The organism is Variovorax sp. FW305-3-2-15-B-LB1, assembly GCF_058787635.1.
Genome location: NZ_JBYSZY010000048.1, coordinates 32,123 through 48,578, shown reverse-complemented (window position 1 = coordinate 48,578; position 16,456 = coordinate 32,123). Strand labels below are relative to the sequence as shown.

Below are 16,456 nucleotides of genomic sequence, written 5' to 3'. Positions count from 1 at the left end.
GTCATGGGCAAATCGACTATATAGAGAAGGCCCCAGCCCCGGCGACAATGGGGGCCCTTAGCGGGCTTCCCGATGGCCGACTTTCCGTGAACGATCTCTCATTTTTCCTGCCTTGCGCCGCCGGCGTCGAGGAATTCCTTGCCCAGGAGGTGCATGCCCTGACCGGCCGTGCCGGGCAGGACCTGCTCACCCTGCGCGGCGGCGTGCGCGTGCGCGCCGACTGGCGCGACGGCCTCAAGCTCAACCTGCACAGCCGGCTCGCGCAGCGCGTGCTGGTCGAACTGGCCCACGGGCCCTACCGCAACGAGAACGACCTGTACGCCATCGCCAACGGCGTGGCCTGGGAGATCTGGTTCACGCCCAAGCAGACCTTCAAGATCGAGACCACGGCCCAGCACAGCCCGCTGCAGAGCCTGAACTTCGCCACCCTGCGCATCAAGGACGCCGTGGCCGACCGCTTCCGCGCCAAGGCGAACGGCGTGCGCCCGAGCATCGAGACCCAGTGGCCCGACTGCCGCATCTTTGCGCACCTGACCACCGACAGCTGCACGCTGTACATCGACACCTCGGGCGAGCCGCTGTTCAAGCGCGGCTGGCGCCAGGACAAGGGCGACGCCCCGCTGAAGGAAACCCTGGCCGCCGCCATGCTGGCCGCCAGCGGCTGGTGGAACCCCGAGACCGGCGAGGTCGCCAAGGCCCCGCTGTACGACCCCTGCTGCGGCAGCGGCACCATCGCCATCGAGGCCGCGCAGATCGCCAGCGGCATCGCGGCGGGCTCGCTGCGGCGCTTCGGCTTCGAGAAGCTGCTGCCGTTCCAGGCGCACGTCTGGGCCGCCATCAAGAATGAAGCCACCAACGCGCAGCATGCGAGCGACGTCGCCGTCTTCGGCTCCGACGTGTCGCACCGCATGGTCGACTTCGCCGAGCGCAACGCCGAGCGCGCGGGCGTGGCCGGCGCCATCGAGTTCCGCGGCGGCGACGCCCTGCAGCGCATGCCGCCGGCCGAGGGCGGCGTGATCATGCTCAACCCGCCGTACGGCGAGCGCATCGAGGTCGGCGGCGTGGCGCGCTTCGGCGCCCGCGAGGCCGCCCAGACCCCGGGCGACGGTGAAGGCGGCGATTTCTTTCCGCAGCTCGCCACCCACTGGAAGAAGAACTACGCGGGCTGGACCGCCTGGGTGCTCACGCCCGACCTGAAGCTGCCCAAGCAGATGCGCCTGAAGGAGTCGCGCCGCGTGCCGATGTGGAACGGCCCCATCGAATGCCGGCTGTTCCGCTTCGACATGGTGCGGGGCTCGAACCGGGCGGCGCCGCCAGACGCCTAGGACTGCAGCTTCAACCCTGCAATGCCCAGGAAGATCAGCGCGATGCACACCAGCCGCAGCGGCGCCGCGCTCTCCTGGAAAAAGAAGATGCCGATCAGCGTGACGCCGATGGCGCCGATGCCGGTCCAGATCGCGTAGGCCGTCCCGACCGGCAGCGTCTTCATCGCGGTGGTGAGCAGCACGATGCTCGCCAGCGCCGCGCCCAGGCCCAGCGCACCGGCGCCGGGGCGCTCCCAGCCCGCCGCGGCCTTCAGCGCGAGGGCCATCACGATCTCCACCAGTCCGGCGGCAAGCAGAAGAAACCAGGCCATGGCGTTCGCTCCCTTCACAGCAGCTTGATGATGGCCACGCCGAGCAGCAGCACGGCCACGCCCGCCATGCGCAGGCCCGACACCGGGCGCTGCGGCAGCCGGAACCAGCCGTAGCGGTCGACGAACACCGACGCCACCTGCTGCCCCGCCACCGTCAGCCCGACCGCGGCCGCGGCGCCAATGGCCGGGATCGCCGTGAACACCGTCGTCACATAGGCCGCGCCCGCAAAACCGCCGAGCCAGCCCCACCACGGCATGCCGCGCAGCGCGGTGCCTTGCGGTGCCGTGGTCGCGGGCGCACGCCGGAACAGCGTGACCAGCAGCAGCGCCAGGGCCATCGCCAGCGTCGCCACGAAGAAGCTCACCGCCCCCACCGCGAAGGGTGCGCCCAGGTCCTGCCGCAGCAGGCCGTTGACCACGCCCTGCACCGGCAGCACCGCGCCGGCCAGCAGCGCCAGCACGATCCAGCCCGCCTTGTCCGCCAGCGCCTGGCGCAGGCTGCCGGCCTGCCCGGCGACGATGGCCCCGGCCCCGAGCAGCACCGCCAGCGTGCCGCCGGCCATGGCCGGTGTCAGCGCCTTGGGGGCCACGCCGAGCAGGCCGAAGGTGTCGAGCGCGAACGAGGCCAGCATCTGCCCCGCGATGAACAGGCCGACCGCCACCACCGCGCCCAGGCGCGGGAACAGCAGGATGGTCGAGACCACGTAGAAGGCGCTGGCCGTGCCGCCGATCACGTGCCACCACGGCACGCCCGGCAGGCCGGCCAGCGCCGTCAGCGTGCCCGTGGCGAGCGCCACCGCCAGCAGGGCCAGCGTGCCGACCGACAGCTGCAAGGTCGTGGCGGTGAACGGGCTGCCCGTGGCCTTGGAGAGCTGGGCGTTGGCGCCGGCCTGCACCGCGAGCAGGCCCCCGGCGACGAGCGAGGCGGGAATGAAAAACGCGTCCATGGTGGTTCGACCTCCGTGTGGTGTGGATGCGGGGCGGGCGAATCGCGGCCCCTTGCGGACGACTGTAGGATCGGCACGTTTGCAAAGCCATTCGAAAAAATCGCATCCGGGGTATGCATAAATGCAGGACACAGACTGGGACGACTTTCGCGTGTTCCTGGCCGTCGGCCAGGCCGGCTCGCTCTCCGGCGCCGCGCGCCAGCTGGGCGTGAACCACTCCACCGTGCTGCGGCGCCTGGGCGCGCTCGAGGCGCGCATGGCGGTGCGCCTGTTCGACCGCCTGCCCGCCGGCTACGCGATGACGCTGGCCGGCGAGGCGCTGCGCGAGCGCCTGCAGGGCGTGGGCGAGCAGATCGACGCCGCGCAGCGCCACCTCATGGGGCTCGACCTGCGGCTGACCGGCGTCATCCGCATCACCAGCACCGACACCTTCATGGCCGGGCTGCTCGGGCCGATCCTGGCGGACTTCCGGGCGCTGCACCCGGGCATCGAGCTGCAGGTGGTGATGAACAACCTCTTCCTGAGCCTGACCAAGCGCGAAGCCGACGTGGCGATCCGCCCGACCAACGCCCCGCCGGACCACCTGGTCGGGCGCCGCGCGGGGCGCCTGCAGACGGCGGTGTATGCGTCGAAGGCCTACCTTGCGAAGCACCCGGCGACGACACCGCTGGCTGCGCACGACTGGGTCGCGCCCGACGAAGGTTTGTCGCACCTGATGCAGGCGAAGTGGCTGCGTGAGCAGGTGCCGCCGGCGCGGATCGCGGCGCGCGTCGACAGCCTCGTCGGCATGACGCAGCTCGTGAAGCGCGGCCTGGGCCTGGGCATGCTCCTGTGCATGCTGGCCGATGCCGAGGAAGAGCTGGTGCAGGTCGAGCCGCCGAGGGAGGCGCTCGACACGCAGGTCTGGGTGCTGACGCATCCCGACCTGAAGGAGGTCGCGCGGATCAAGGCCTTCACCGACTTCGCCTACGCGCGGCTCGTCGCCGACGCGAAGGTGCTGGCGATGCCCTCAGGGCGGCCGGCGGCCCGCTAGAAGCCCGGGCGCCGCATGGTGCAACATCGGCGATAGACAGATTTCACGCGACCCATGACCTTGCCTGCCTCCGACCTCGTCGTCATCGACACCAACATTGCGCTCGACCTGCTGGTCTTCGAAGACCCGGCCTGGGCGCCGCTGGTCGACGACCTCGCGCGCGGCGCGCTGCGCTGGCTGGCCACGCCCGCGATGCGCAGCGAACTGGAACGTGTGCTGGGCTACCCGCTGATCGCCCGGCGCATGGCGCAGCGGGAGCTGACGATTCCGGTGGTGCTCGCGGATTTCGATGCGCGCGTGCAGCTGGTGACCGAGGTGCCGGCGCGCGCGCCCTGCGTGTGCAGCGATCCGGACGACCAGGTGTTCATCGACCTGTCCGTGGCGCACGGGGCGCAGCTGTTCAGCAAGGACAAGGCGGTGCTGTCGATGAAGAAGCGGCTGGCGCTGCGCGGGGTGGCGGTGCGCTCGGCGCTGGCCTAGGCCACGCCGGTCCGTCTCAGGCCTTGTTCAGCTCGTACCACTGCCCCAGCAAGCGCGCGACGGCCCGCACGCGTTGCGTATCCCGTCCCCAGCGCCGGCTGGCCGGCAGCTTCTGCGCCCACTTCATGCGCCGCGCCGCGTTCGCGATGCGCTCGCGCACTTCCTCGTCAACTTCCGCCAGCGCCGCGTGCCAGTGCTGCCCCGCCGCCTGCGGCGCGGCGGCCTCGAGCATCATGGCCGTGGAGTGCAGGTAGCTCAGCCAGTCGCGGGCCTGGCATTCGGCCAGGGTCATGACCTCGGAGGGGTCGTCCTCGAAATCGATGTAGCCGATCACGCCGTCGGGGCACTGCACGAGGTTGCGGTCGAAGGCCTGGCTCAGGTGCTGGCCGCACAGGTGCACGGCGGCGATGGCGGCCAGGCCCTCGCGCCACACGGCGAGCAGGGCGGCCGGGCCGGCGGCGGCGGCCTGGTCGATGCGCTCCTGCAGCACCACGGTGGCACGGCCGCTCTCGCCGAGGTCGGAAATCAGCAGCCCGTCGGCCTGCTGCGCCAGCACGATCGGCACGCGCAAACCTGCGGCGGCCAGTTGCTTCAGGCGCCGTGCCTCGGTGGCGATGGCGGCCTCGCCGCCCGGGTTGGGCACGGGCTTGATCACGTCGAGGCCGGCCAGCCGCGCGGCCAGTGCCATCACGCGATAGCCCCATTTGCCGTGGCGCGGGCCGGCCTTCTTGAGCCAGACGCGCTCGCTGCCGAAGCGGTGGCTGGCCACGTTCTTGGCCTGCCTGGGCAGGGTGACGCGCAGGAACTCGGCGTAGTCGCCGGGCGCCGAGCCCGGGGCGTCGTCGAGCGGCGCGGGCGCCGACGCGGCGCCCCGTTGGCTGTACAGGCGCGTCGCGGCGCCTCCTCGTCTCAGTGGATTCATGCGGCCATGGCGAAGCCCGGCGCCAGCAGCCCGTGCGGGCCCTGCGTCACGGGCTGGAAACTCTGTGCACTGGCCAGCGGCCAGTAGGTGCGGAAAACGGTGTGCTGGTTGTCCAGCGGCCCGAGCAGCGCGCCGGGCTGCACCTGCATCACCAGGTTGCTCAGCAGGCGCACCTCGGTGTCGGAGATGCGGCGCACGATGTGGTGCGCGGTGATCTGCTGCGGATGGTCCAGGCCCGCGGCCTGCACCAGCTCCTGCAGCGCATGCAGCGTGCTGCGGTGGAAGTTGCGCACGCGGTCGGCCTTGGTCGGCACCACCAGCGCCTGCTGGCGCACCGGGTCTTGGGTGGTCACGCCGGTGGGGCAGTGGCCGGTGTGGCAGCTCTGGGCCTGGATGCAGCCCAGCGCCATCATGAAACCGCGCGCCGCGTTGCACCAGTCGGCGCCCAGCGCCATCATGCGGGCCACGTCGAAGGCGGTGATCACCTTGGCCGCGCAGCCGATCTTGATGCGGTGGCGCAGGTTCACGCCGATCAGCGTGTTGTGCACCAGCAGCAGGCCTTCCTGCAGCGGCGCGCCGACGTGGTCGCTGAACTCGACCGGCGCCGCGCCCGTGCCGCCCTCGGCGCCGTCGACCACGATGAAGTCGGGCGTGATGCCGGTGGCCTGCATCGCCTTGACGATGCCGAACCATTCCCACGGGTGGCCCAGGCAGAACTTGAAGCCGGTCGGCTTGCCGCCCGACAGCTCGCGCAGCTTCGCGACGAAATGCATCATCTCGGTCGGCGTGGAGAACGCGCTGTGCGACGAGGGCGAGACGCAGTCCACGCCCACCGGCACGCCGCGCGCCGCCGCGATCTCGGGCGTGACCTTGGCCGCCGGCAGCACGCCGCCGTGGCCCGGCTTGGCGCCCTGGCTGAGCTTGATCTCGATCATCTTCACCTGCGGGTCGCGCGCGTTGGCGGTGAAGCGCTCGGCATTGAAGGTGCCGTCGTCGTTGCGGCAGCCGAAGTAGCCGGAGCCGATTTCCCAGATCAGGTCGCCGCCGTGCACGCGGTGGTGCTGCGAGATCGAGCCTTCGCCGGTGTCGTGCGCAAAGCCGCCCATCTGCGCGCCCTGGTTGAGCGCGAGGATGGCGTTGGCCGACAGGGCGCCGAAGCTCATCGCCGAAATATTGAACACGCTCGCGCTGTAGGGCTGGGTGCAGACCTGCGCCAGGTTCGCATCGGCCGGCTGCGGCGTGCCGCCGATCACGATGCGGAAATCGTGGTTCGCCAGCTTGGTGGGCTGCATCGAGTGGTTGATCCACTCGTAGCCCGCGGCCGACACGTTCAGCTGCGTGCCGAAGGGCCGGTTGTCGGGCTCGCCCTTGGCGCGCTGGTACACCAGCGAGCGCTGGGCGCGCGAGAAGGGTGCGGCCTCGGCGTCGCTCTCGATGAAGTACTGGCGGATCTCGGGGCGGATGAACTCGAGCAGAAAGCGCAGGTGCCCGATGACCGGGTAGTTGCGCAGGATGGCGTGGCGCGCCTGGCGCAGGTCGTGCACGCCGGTGCCGGTGAGCACCGCGAAAGCGGCCACGCCGATCCACGCGAGCCACAGGTGCGGCGAGGCCAGAACCAGCGCCAGGCAGGCGACCAGACCCAGCACACACAGGACGAACGCGCTGTAGCGTGCGGGAAACGGAATAATCGTGGGCATAGTCATCAGATGTCGGCTGGAGCCTGCTGCATCATAGAGGGCTGCCCCCAACCTGCCATGACTGCTGCCATGACGACCACACCCGACACCCCCGATACCCCTGACACCGCCCTGGCCGCCTCCTCGCAAGCCCTGGGCCCCGACGATTTCGACGCCCTCGACAGCGCGCTCGACGCCATGCGCGAGCACGACGAGGAAATTCCCCAGTGGGAGTTCTGCGAAGGCTTCATGGCCGCGCTGATCTGCACGCGCCGTCCCATCGACCCCACCGAATACTGGCCCGTGCTGCTGGGAGACCACTTCGTGCCGGCCCAGCACATGGAGTTCGTCTGGAACTGGAAGCGCCGCTGGCGCGAGATCGAGGAAGGCCTCGATGCGCCCGTCGAATCGCTCGAGGACGAGCGCAGCTGGCAGCCCGAGGTGCTCGACACCCGCGGCGCCATCGCCTCGCTGCCCGAGGAAGAGCGTGCCGAGATGGCCGCCGAAGAGATTCCCTCGTTCGCCCAGGTCTGGGCGCTGGGCTTCATGTACGCGGTCGAGAACTGGCCCGAGGACTGGGCCGCGCCGCGCGACAAGGAAGCCGCGCAGATGCTCGACGACGCGCTCGACAACATCGTCGCGCTGACCGAGGACGACACCGCCAAGCCCACGCTGTCGATGTACGACGAGAACGGCCCGCCCAGCGTGAGCCAGCAGCGCCTGGACGACTTCGGCGCCGCAATCTGGGCGGTGTACGACCTGCGCCAGCTCTGGAAGAGCCTGGGCCCGAAGGTCGAGACGATCCGCAAGGAAGCCACGCCCGGTCGCAACGATCCCTGCCCTTGCGGCAGCGGCAAGAAGTACAAGAAGTGCCACGGTGAGTGACTGGGTTGAGTCCCAGATTCGGCATGGAGCGTCTTGTTCAGGGCGCGCTCCCGCCGACGGGGGACATTCGCGGAGGGAAGTACCCGGTGGCCTGTGCACGCGCCCTGAACAGCAGCCCCAAGAACACGAACACCTCATGACACAGCCCCTGACACCCCGAGCCGCCTGGGTCATGGTCCTCGCCCTCTGCGCAGGGGTTGCGCTCAGCCAGGCCTTCCGCACCGTCGGCGCCATCATGGCGAGCCCGCTGCAGTCGGACTTTCATCTTTCCGCCCAGGCCCTCGGCATCTTCTCGGGCGCCTTCCACTTCGCGTTCGGCGCGATGCAGCTCTTCATGGGCATCGGCATCGACCTGCACGGCGTGCGTCGCACCGTGCTCGTGGCCTTTCCCGTCGCGATCGCGGGCGCGCTGCTGTCGGCCGTGTCGCCGAACTACCTCGTGCTGGTGGCCGGGCAGGCGCTGATCGGCGTCGGCTGCGCGCCGGCCTTTCTCGTGTGCACCGTGTTCATCGCGCGGCACTTTCCGGCGGCGCGTTTCGCCACCGTGTCGGGCCTGGTGCTGGCCATCGGCGGCCTGGGCATGCTGGCCACGGGCACGCCGCTCGCGTGGCTGGTGCAGGCGTATTCGTGGCGCGCGGGATTCCTGGTGCTTGCACTGGCGTCTGCGCTGGCCTGGCTCGCGATCTGGCGCTGGGTGCACGAGCCCGCGTCGGCCGTGCCGCAGAAGAAAGAGTCGATTCCCGAAGCCGTGCGCCAGTTCGGCGCGCTGTTCGCCATGCCGCACACGCTGGGCATCATGGTGCTGGGCGCGGTGACGTACGCGGCCTTCATCTCGCTGCGCGGGCTGTGGCTGGGCCCGCTGATGATGGAGCGCCACGGCTACTCGCTGGTGCAAAGCGGCAACGTCGCGCTCGCGGTGTCGGTGATCGCGCTGTTCGGCTCGCCGCTGTTCGGCCGCTTCGATCGCGACGGCGCCGCGCGCCGCCGCTGGATCGTGGCCTGCGGCCTTCTCTACGCCGGCCTGTTCGCGCTCATCGCCGTGGTGCATTCCGCGTGGCTGGACATCGCGGGCATGGTGCTCATCGGCGTGCTCTCGGGCTTCATCGTCTGGCAGTACGCCGACGTGCGCGTGGCCTACCCGGCCGCGCTCACGGGCCGCGCGATGGCCGTCTTCACCATGGCGATGTTCCTGGGCGTCGCGTTCATGCAGTGGGGCACGGGCGTGGCGGCCTCGGTGGCCGCGGCGCACGGCGGCGATCCGCTGACCGCCGTGCTGGCCGTCATTGCGGCGCTGCTGGTGATCGGCATCGCCGCCTTCGCGTGGCTGCCCGCGCCGAAGGCGGCCTCCGTCAGATCTTGAAGGCGCGTTGAATGTCCGGCCGCACGAGGTCGGCGTACTCGCGGTGCTTGCGAATGTAGCCCGCGATGAACTGGCACACCGGGATCACATGCCGCCCGGCGGCGCGCGCCTCGTCGAGCACGTGCCTCGCAATGCCCGAGCCCACGCCCTTGCCCTCATGCTCGGGCAGCACCTCGGTGTGCGTGAACATGATCGCATCGGTCAGCAGGTTGTACTCGGCGTAGGCCGCGAGCTTGCCGTCGAGCGCGGCTTCGTAGCGGTGCTGCGCTTCGTTGTTCGTGAAGGTGAGGGCGGTCGAGGAAGAAGTGGTCATGAAGGTTGGCGTGCAAGAAAAGTGGCGAGGTTGGCGGCGGCGGTGGCGCGCACCTTGTTGCGCAGCATCGGCGTCCAGCCCAGCAGCAGGCCCGGCGTGCCCAGCGCCTGCCGCGACCAGGTCCAGAACGGGAAGCTGTCGCGGTGTGTGGCGATCAGGCCGTCGGGCGTGAAGGTGAAGCGCGCGTCGATGCTGTTGTCGACCAGGCGGCCGGTGGCGCTGAAGCGGTAGTGCGCGTCCCAGTGCGCGCTGCCCGTGCGGGCGTCGGCCTGCACGTCGCGCCAGCTCAGGCGCCACACGTCGGCACCCTTGGCCTTCGTAGCGTCGCAGAGCATGCGCCACATGCCGCCGATCTCGCGCCGGCCGCGCAGCGAAAAGGCCTCGTCGTCGAACACCGCGTCGGGCGCGTAGCAGGCGGCCATGGTGGCGGCGTCGAGTTGCGAGAACGCGCTGTAGAAGCGCTCGATGGTCGGGGCGTGGGTGGCAGCGGTCATGGGGCCTCGGGATGGGTGGTGCCGGATCATCGCCCGGATGCGCCGTGCAAGGAAGTGCACGGGTGATTCCGGGTGTCCCGCATTAACATGCGCCCCGATGCCGGTCCTTGCAGGGCCGGCGCCCTGGCGGTGGGTGCAGAAAAAACAATCCAACAGTCGCCCCGCCCCGCGCACACAACCCAAGGGGACGCATCCATGGCCGAGGTGATCAACGACTGGCAGTTCGTCGAGGCCGTCATGGCCGCCCGCACGCTCGAGGAGGTCGCGCAGGTCAACCGCCGCGCGATGCGGGCGATGGGCTTCAACCACGGCGCCTACGTGCTCAAGCGCCCGGTGCCCGCGCCCCGTGCCGACGCGCCCGCGCAGGACGCGCTGGTGTTCTTCCACGACCTGCCCCCGGCGTGGGCCCGCACCCGCTACGAGTCGCTGCGCAGCAGCGCCGGCGAGCAGGCCGACGCCCGCGTGCAGCATGTGCGCGCCGGCATGCCGGCCACCGCATGGAGCTGGCTCGGGCAGGTGAGCCACACGCGCGCCGACATCGGGCAGCGTGCCCGCGGCCTGCTGCGCAGCGCTGGCGAGCACGGGCTGAAGGCGGGGCTGACCGTGCCGCTGTGGACGCCCGGCATCGACTGGGCCTTCATGACCCTGACCACCGACGCCACCGCCGACCTGCGCGAACTGCGTGCGACGTTGGCGCCGATGAACTACTTCGCCTCCTGCCTGCATTCGACCGTGCGCCGGCTGCAGGGCGACGCGAAGGTGCCGGTGCTGAGCGCGCGCCAGCGCGAGGTGCTGCACTGGGTGGCGGTCGGCAAGTCGACCTGGGAGATCTCCGAGATCCTGCACATCAGCGAGCGCACCGTGTACTTCCACCTCGTGGGCGCCGCCCGCAAGCTCGACACGCAGGGCCGCACCGCCACCTGCGCGCGGGCCCTGGCGCTGGGCCTGCTCACGCCCTGAGCCGGCCCGACCTACCCCTGTCGGAAACGACAGGGGGCCGCATGGCGCCGCGCGGGGCGGTGCTGCAATCGGCCACGGGCAGGCCGTGTGTCACGCGCCCGATGTTTCAACCGATCGAGCCCATGAGAGAACGCAGAAATTTCGTGCGCCTGCTGGGCGGCGGCCTCGCGGTGGCGGCGGGCGCGACGGCCCTGGCCACCTGGTGGCTGCACGCCGACGTGCCGGCCGCCGCCTTCGAGATCTGGAACGGCCCGGGCGACGAGCCCGATGTGCGCAAGCGCGCCGTCGCCTATGCCGTCACCGCGCCCACGGCCTACAACGGCCAGCCCTGGCGGGTCGACCTGCGCGAGCCCGACGCCATCGTGCTGCACGCCGACCGCGCCCGGGTGCAGCCCGCCACCGACCCCTTCGGCCGCCAGCTGATGATCGGCCACGGCGCGTTCATCGAGTTGCTGGTGATGGCGCTGGCCCAGCAGGGCGTGCAGGCGCGCGTGCAGCTGTGGCCGCAGGGCGAACTGGTGGGCGATGCGCCGCAGCAGTGGCCCGACCTGCCGGTGGCGCGTCTCACGCTGTCGCGCGGCGGCACGCCCGATCCGCTGTTCGCGCAGGTGCTGCGGCGGCGCACGCCCAAGCAGCGCTTCGACACCGGGCGCAGGGTGTCGGCCGACATGCTGCAGGGGCTCACCGCGGCCGTGGCTTCGGCTTCAAGCGGGGGCGTGCAATCGGCCGGCACCGTCGACATGGCCCGCGTGCTGCCGCTGCGCAAGCTGTGCGCGGCGGCGGCGCGCGTGGAGCTGGTCACGCCCCACACCGCGCGCGAGAACCTGCGCCTGCTGCGCATCGGGCCGCAGGAAATCCTGGCGCACCGCGACGGCTTCTCGCTCAACGACCCAGCGCTGCGCATGGCGGTCGCGCTGGGTCGCTTCGACCGCGAGGTGCCGGCCGCCGAAGACAGCCTCTCCTTCCGGCAGACGCTGCGGATGTTCGAGGACCAGGCCCACACGGCGATGGGCTTCGTCTGGATCAGCACCGGCGGCAACAGCCGCAGCGAGCAGATCGCCGCGGGCCGTGCCTACGTGCGCCAGCAGCTGCGCGCCACCGACCTGGGCCTGGGCATGCAGCCCATGAGCCAGCCGCTCGAGGAATTTCCGGAGATGGCGCCGCACCACGCCGCGGCGCACGACATGCTGATCGGCGCCGCGCCGGCGCGCCATGCGCGCAGCCCGACCGTGCAGATGATGTGCCGCCTGGGCTTTCCGACGGCGCCGGTGCCGCCCGCGCCGCGCCGGCCGGTCGGCGATTTCATGCAGGCCTGAACAGCCCGCGTGCGATCAGCGCGGCAGCAGCTGGATCAGCGTCTGCAGCGCGTAGTGCACCGTCGCCGCGCGCACCGTGGCGCGGTCGCCGTCGAAGCGGCGGCGCTCGGTGCGCACCTGCCCGTCGACCGACCAGCCGAACCACACGGTGCCCACCGGCTTGTCGGGCGAGCCGCCCGCCGGCCCGGCCACGCCGGTCACGGCCACGGCCGCGCGCGCCGGGGCGCCGCGGGCAATGGCGCCTTCGGCCATCGCGCGCGCCACGGGCTCGCTGACGGCGCCGTGGGCCTCGATGAGCGCGGCGTCCACGCCCAGCATCTCGGTCTTGGCGGCGTTCGAGTAGGTGACGAAGCCGCGCTCGAACCACACGCTGGAGCCCGCGAGGTCGGTGCAGGCGCCGGCGATCAGGCCGCCGGTGCAGCTTTCGGCGGTGGCCATCATCCAGCCCCGGGCCTGCAGCCGTTCGGCCAGCGTGGCGACGAGCGCGGGCACGTCCTGTTCGGCCAAGGCCGGGGAAGCGGAAGGTTGCATCGGGGTCACCATGCGCGCCACAGCGCAATGACCAGCAGCGTGCAGAAGGCCGCCACGAGGTCGTCAAGAAGAATGCCGAAGCCGGCGCGCCACCACTGCACCCGCGCGGGGTCGCGCGGCTTGAAGGCGGCGTCGGCCCAGCCCACGGGGCCGGGCTTGGCGGCGTCGAAATAACGGAACAGCGCAAAGGCCACGACCTGCGCCCACAGGCCGGCCGGCGTCACCAGCCAGAGCACGAGCCAGAAGGCGACCACCTCGTCCCACACGATGGCGCCGGGGTCGGACACGTTCATGTTGCGCGCGGCGACCGTGCAGGCCCACCAGCCGATCGGCAGGCCGGCCAGAATGATCCAGCCAATGGTCGCGGGCGTGAACCACAGTTGCATCACCACGAACGCGGCCCAGGCCCACAGCGTGCCCACGGTGCCCGGCGCGAAGGGCGACAGCCCCGAGCCGAAGCCCAGCGCGATGAAGTGCGCGGGGTGCGAGAGCAGGAAACGCAGGGTGGGGCGACGCATCGGGGGACGGGGCAGGGCGCCGGTGGTGGCGGAAGAAGAATCCATCGAGGAAGAAGGGGAAGAAGAAACGGCGTGCATCGGTTTCGAAGTGTCGCGCATCCTGTGCGACGGCATCGCGCCGAAGTTTCTATTTATCAAAGCAATAACTTGTTTAATTGAGAGGCGCCGCCTAGTATCCAGGCTCCTTTGGCGTTCTCCTTCGTTCTCATGTCGTCCTCCTCCTCTTCCCTCGATGCCGCCGCCGTTGGCGCGCCGCCGCCCACCGCCGCCTGGCGCGAGCTGTTCAGCGGGCGCAACGGCTGGCGCGCGCTGGCGCTGACCGGCGGCGTCGCGCTGCACGCGGTCAACGTCCACATCGTGACCACCGTGCTGCCCTCGGTGGTGCGCGAGATCGGCGGGCTCGACTGGTACGCCTGGAGCACGACCCTGTTCGTGGTCGGCTCGATCCTCGGTGCCACGCTCTCGGTGCGGCTCTTGGCCGCGCGCGGGCCGCGTGGCGCCTGCCTCACGGCGCTGGCCGTGTTCACCGCCGGCTCGGTCGGCTGCGCGCTGGCGCCGGCCATGCCGTGGCTGCTCACGGGGCGCACGGTGCAGGGCCTGGGCGGCGGGTTGCTGGCGGCGTTGAGCTACGGGCTGATCCAGCGTGTGTTCGAACCCCGCCTGTGGCCGCGCGCGGTGGCGCTGGTGTCGGGCATGTGGGGCGTGGCCACGCTGTGCGGGCCGGCCGTGGGCGGGCTGTTCGCGCAGGCCGGCCACTGGCGCTGGGCCTTCTGGGCGCTGCTGCCGGTGGCGGCGGCGCAGGCCCTGCTGGTGACGGTGCAGCTGCGGCCCGCGGCCGGCATCCGGCATGACCGGCCGGCACAGATGCCGCGCGTGCCGGCGCCGCAGATCGCGCTGCTGGCGCTGTCGGTCTTGGTGATCGCCGCCAGCGGCTTCTGGCCCGGCCTCGCGGGGCAGGCCGTGGGCGTGGCGCTGGGCCTGGCCATCGGCTTCGCCGCCACCCGCATCGACCGCCGCACCGGCGCGGTGCGCCTGCTGCCGACCGGCGCCTATGCGCTTGGCACGCCGCTGGGCGCGATCTACGCAAGCGTGGCGCTGCTGCTGATCGGCACCACCACCGAAATCTTCGTGCCCTACTTCTTGCAGCTGCTGCACGGCCACTCGCCGCTCATGGCGGGCTACCTCACGGCGGCGATGGCGGGCGGCTGGAGCATCGGCTCGCTGACTTCGTCGGGCCGCACTGGCGCGGGCGCCGACCGCATGCTGCGCGCCGGGCCGGTGGTCTGCACCGCAGGGCTGCTGGCGCTCGCGTGGCTGCTGCCGACACCGGGTGCGCTTGACGCCAATGTCGAGACCGCGCTCGTGGCCGTGGCGCTGGCCGCGGTCGGCTTCGGCGTGGGCATCGGCTGGCCGCACCTGCTGACGCGCGTGATGGCGCTCGCGCCGCACGGTGAAGAAGGTTTGGCGTCCGCGTCGATCACGACCGTGCAGCTGTACGGCATGGCCGTCGGCGCGGCCGTGGCCGGGCTGGTGGCGAACGCGGCGGGGCTCACGGTGCCGGGCGGCGTCGACGGTGCGCGATCGGCCGCGATCTGGTTGTTCACGGTCTTCGCGCTGGCGCCTGCCATCGCCGCCTGGCTGGCGTGGCGCGCGGTGGCGCGGCGCTAGGCCAGCACGCCTTCCCAGGCCAGCGCGCGCCGGCGGCCACGTTCGCGGCGCGTTTCGCCGCGCAAGGTGGCGACGAGGTCGTACACATCGGCCGGCAGGTGCGCACCGCGCCACGCGATGTGCTGGTCGGCGCGGCACATCACGAGCCGGTGTGCGTAGGCCTTGGGCAGGCTCGCGGTCTCGATGTCGAGCACGGTGAGCGGCATGCGGTAGGCGGCGGCCGCGCGCTCCAGCGGACGCACGTCCACGCTGCGGTCGAAGCGCAGCAGCGTGTAGCCCGGGCCGAAGGCGTCGTACAGCGAGCGCCCGTCGGCCAGCCAGAAGTGCGGCGCGCGGCAGCCGGGCACGGTGGAGGGCGTGAACTCGCCCATCGAGTACGGCGGTGCGCGGTGCTCGCCGTCGGGCACGATGATCGGCGAGCCGGTGTAGAAGTAGCCGAAGTTGAGCCCGCCACAGCAGAACTGCTGCACGTTGAGCGCGTAAGCCTCGCGGCCGATCTCGGCGCGCTGGGCCTCGCCCGCGGGGCCGGGCGCCTCGATGTCGGGCGGCACGGCGCGGCGCGCGCGGATCATCTTCTGCGCATGGTCCATCGCGAACTGCGACACCTGCTCGGTGATCGGCAGCCGCTCGGCCTCGTAGGCATCGAGGATGGCCTCGTCGCCCCAGCCCTGCACGCAGGCGCCCAGCAGCCACGAGAGGTTGAGCGCGTCGGCGATGCCGGCGTTCATGCCGTAGCCCGCGTAGGGCACCCACAGGTGCGCGGCGTCGCCCGCGAGGAACACGCGGCCGTCGCGAAAGCGCGTGGCCACGAGGCGCCGGCCGATCCAGTCTTCCTTGCTGATGATGTCGTAGTGGAAGTCGGGCCCCACGCCCAAAATCTCGCGGATCGAGGTGTCGCGGTCGACCGAGTCGAACTCGGGCTCTTCGGCGTTCAGGTGGTTGTGCACCAGCCAGGTCTCGTGGCCGTCGATGGCGAACATCGTGCCGCAGCGGCGCGGGTTCATCGCGTAGTACGACCACGCGGGCTTGCCCGGAATCAGCGCGCGCAGCTGCGGCGCGCGGATGAAGGTCGACTGCACGCGCTGGATCACGGCCGTGCCTTCGAGCTTGGCGCCGATCTGCTTGCGCACCGGCGAGCTGCCGCCGTCGCAGCCGACCATGTAGCGGCAGCGGATGCTGCGCGTGGCGCCGCTGTCCATGTCGGTGGCGATGGCGCTCACGCCGTCGGCATCCTGCGTGAAGCGCTCGAAGCGCGTGCGGTTGAGCAGCGTCACGCCCGGCAGCGCGGCCGTGTGCTTCAGCAGGATCGGCTCGAGGTAGATCTGGTTGATGCGGTGCGGCGGCTCCGGCGTGGGCCACCATGCGTCGGGGCCCTCGGTCTCGGTGTAGCGGTCGCGCCGGCACGGAATGGGAATGCGCGTGAGCTCGGTGCCCGTCACCGTGGTGCGAAACACCACGTCGTTCGGGTGGTCGGCCGGCAGCCCGGCATCGCGCAGCTGCTGCGCCACGCCCAGGCGGCGGAACTGCTCCATGGTGCGCGAGGCCACGTGGTTGCACTTCACGTTCGGCGGCTCGGCGAAGCGGCGCGTCTCGCACAGGATCACCGAGACGCCGCGCGAGGCCAGGTCCATCGCCAGCGTGAGGCCCACGGGGCCGGCGCCGACGATCAGCACGTCGGCTTGCATCGAGGTGTCGGCGGTCTTCGTCATGTCTCTAT

17 protein-coding genes are annotated in these 16,456 nt (G+C 71.3%); 8 read left to right on the top strand and 9 right to left on the bottom strand.

Going from position 1 to position 16,456, the window contains the following annotated elements; all coding sequences use genetic code 11:
* Window positions 1-86: 86 nt before the first annotated feature.
* Window positions 87-1,325, top strand: a complete 1,239-nt coding sequence (locus AC3WQR_RS24220) for a THUMP domain-containing class I SAM-dependent RNA methyltransferase (protein WP_492744157.1) — start codon at window positions 87-89, stop codon at window positions 1,323-1,325.
* On the opposite strand, the gene AC3WQR_RS24215 is transcribed toward AC3WQR_RS24220, so the two are convergent.
* Both AC3WQR_RS24215 and AC3WQR_RS24210 read right to left on the bottom strand, forming a co-directional pair.
* Entirely contained in the window at window positions 1,322-1,636 is a 315-nt protein-coding gene (locus tag AC3WQR_RS24215) for a DMT family transporter (protein WP_492744155.1), read from the bottom strand. The genes AC3WQR_RS24220 and AC3WQR_RS24215 overlap by 4 nt on opposite strands.
* A gap of 14 nt (window positions 1,637-1,650) precedes the next feature.
* The gene (locus AC3WQR_RS24210; RefSeq protein ID WP_492744153.1) at window positions 1,651-2,583 is read right to left on the bottom strand and encodes a DMT family transporter; all 933 of its coding nucleotides are present in this window, start codon (window positions 2,581-2,583) and stop codon (window positions 1,651-1,653) included.
* A gap of 121 nt (window positions 2,584-2,704) precedes the next feature.
* Between AC3WQR_RS24210 and AC3WQR_RS24205 the strand changes: the two genes are divergently transcribed.
* Both AC3WQR_RS24205 and AC3WQR_RS24200 read left to right on the top strand, forming a co-directional pair.
* Window positions 2,705-3,616 (top strand): LysR family transcriptional regulator, encoded by a 912-nt coding sequence (locus AC3WQR_RS24205; protein WP_492744150.1) that lies wholly within the window; start codon window positions 2,705-2,707, stop codon window positions 3,614-3,616.
* 54 nt (window positions 3,617-3,670) lie between these two features.
* A complete protein-coding gene (locus AC3WQR_RS24200; RefSeq protein ID WP_139702167.1) occupies window positions 3,671-4,096 on the top strand; it encodes a PIN domain-containing protein in 426 nt (141 codons plus the stop codon).
* Between the two features lie 16 nt (window positions 4,097-4,112).
* On the opposite strand, the gene AC3WQR_RS24195 is transcribed toward AC3WQR_RS24200, so the two are convergent.
* Window positions 4,113-5,018 (bottom strand): BUD32 family EKC/KEOPS complex subunit, encoded by a 906-nt coding sequence (locus AC3WQR_RS24195; protein ID WP_070063745.1) that lies wholly within the window; start codon window positions 5,016-5,018, stop codon window positions 4,113-4,115.
* Window positions 5,015-6,715 (bottom strand): FMN-binding glutamate synthase family protein, encoded by a 1,701-nt coding sequence (locus tag AC3WQR_RS24190; protein ID WP_492744148.1) that lies wholly within the window; start codon window positions 6,713-6,715, stop codon window positions 5,015-5,017. The genes AC3WQR_RS24195 and AC3WQR_RS24190 overlap by 4 nt, the downstream gene beginning before the upstream one ends.
* Window positions 6,716-6,784: 69 nt before the next feature.
* Between AC3WQR_RS24190 and AC3WQR_RS24185 the strand changes: the two genes are divergently transcribed.
* Together AC3WQR_RS24185 and AC3WQR_RS24180 are read left to right on the top strand one after the other, a co-directional pair.
* Window positions 6,785-7,579, top strand: a complete 795-nt coding sequence (locus tag AC3WQR_RS24185) for a UPF0149 family protein (protein ID WP_062480299.1) — start codon at window positions 6,785-6,787, stop codon at window positions 7,577-7,579.
* A gap of 172 nt (window positions 7,580-7,751) precedes the next feature.
* The gene (locus AC3WQR_RS24180) at window positions 7,752-8,939 is read left to right on the top strand and encodes an MFS transporter (RefSeq protein WP_492744146.1); all 1,188 of its coding nucleotides are present in this window, start codon (window positions 7,752-7,754) and stop codon (window positions 8,937-8,939) included.
* On the opposite strand, the gene AC3WQR_RS24175 is transcribed toward AC3WQR_RS24180, so the two are convergent.
* A complete protein-coding gene (locus AC3WQR_RS24175) occupies window positions 8,929-9,252 on the bottom strand; it encodes a GNAT family N-acetyltransferase (protein ID WP_070063748.1) in 324 nt (107 codons plus the stop codon). The two genes, AC3WQR_RS24180 and AC3WQR_RS24175, sit on opposite strands and share 11 nt — an antisense overlap.
* A complete protein-coding gene (locus tag AC3WQR_RS24170; RefSeq protein ID WP_369631040.1) occupies window positions 9,249-9,746 on the bottom strand; it encodes a nuclear transport factor 2 family protein in 498 nt (165 codons plus the stop codon). The genes AC3WQR_RS24175 and AC3WQR_RS24170 overlap by 4 nt, the downstream gene beginning before the upstream one ends.
* A 195-nt stretch (window positions 9,747-9,941) precedes the next feature.
* Between AC3WQR_RS24170 and AC3WQR_RS24165 the strand changes: the two genes are divergently transcribed.
* Both AC3WQR_RS24165 and AC3WQR_RS24160 read left to right on the top strand, forming a co-directional pair.
* Window positions 9,942-10,706 (top strand): helix-turn-helix transcriptional regulator, encoded by a 765-nt coding sequence (locus AC3WQR_RS24165; RefSeq protein ID WP_139702162.1) that lies wholly within the window; start codon window positions 9,942-9,944, stop codon window positions 10,704-10,706.
* 122 nt (window positions 10,707-10,828) lie between these two features.
* Window positions 10,829-12,022: an Acg family FMN-binding oxidoreductase gene (locus AC3WQR_RS24160; protein ID WP_492744144.1), complete on the top strand. Its 1,194-nt coding sequence runs from the start codon at window positions 10,829-10,831 to the stop codon at window positions 12,020-12,022.
* Between the two features lie 15 nt (window positions 12,023-12,037).
* On the opposite strand, the gene AC3WQR_RS24155 is transcribed toward AC3WQR_RS24160, so the two are convergent.
* Window positions 12,038-12,553, bottom strand: coding sequence for a CinA family protein (locus AC3WQR_RS24155; protein ID WP_492744141.1), 516 nt, complete (start codon window positions 12,551-12,553; stop codon window positions 12,038-12,040).
* 5 nt (window positions 12,554-12,558) lie between these two features.
* A complete protein-coding gene (locus AC3WQR_RS24150; protein ID WP_354347969.1) occupies window positions 12,559-13,116 on the bottom strand; it encodes a phosphatidylglycerophosphatase A family protein in 558 nt (185 codons plus the stop codon).
* Window positions 13,117-13,278: 162 nt separating this feature from the next.
* Between AC3WQR_RS24150 and AC3WQR_RS24145 the strand changes: the two genes are divergently transcribed.
* The gene (locus AC3WQR_RS24145) at window positions 13,279-14,739 is read left to right on the top strand and encodes an MFS transporter (RefSeq protein ID WP_492744138.1); all 1,461 of its coding nucleotides are present in this window, start codon (window positions 13,279-13,281) and stop codon (window positions 14,737-14,739) included.
* Here the strand turns inward: AC3WQR_RS24145 and AC3WQR_RS24140 are convergent.
* Complete coding sequence (locus tag AC3WQR_RS24140; RefSeq protein WP_492744136.1) at window positions 14,736-16,448, bottom strand: FAD-dependent oxidoreductase; 1,713 nt, start codon at window positions 16,446-16,448, stop codon at window positions 14,736-14,738. The two genes, AC3WQR_RS24145 and AC3WQR_RS24140, sit on opposite strands and share 4 nt — an antisense overlap.
* Window positions 16,449-16,456 lie beyond the last annotated feature (8 nt).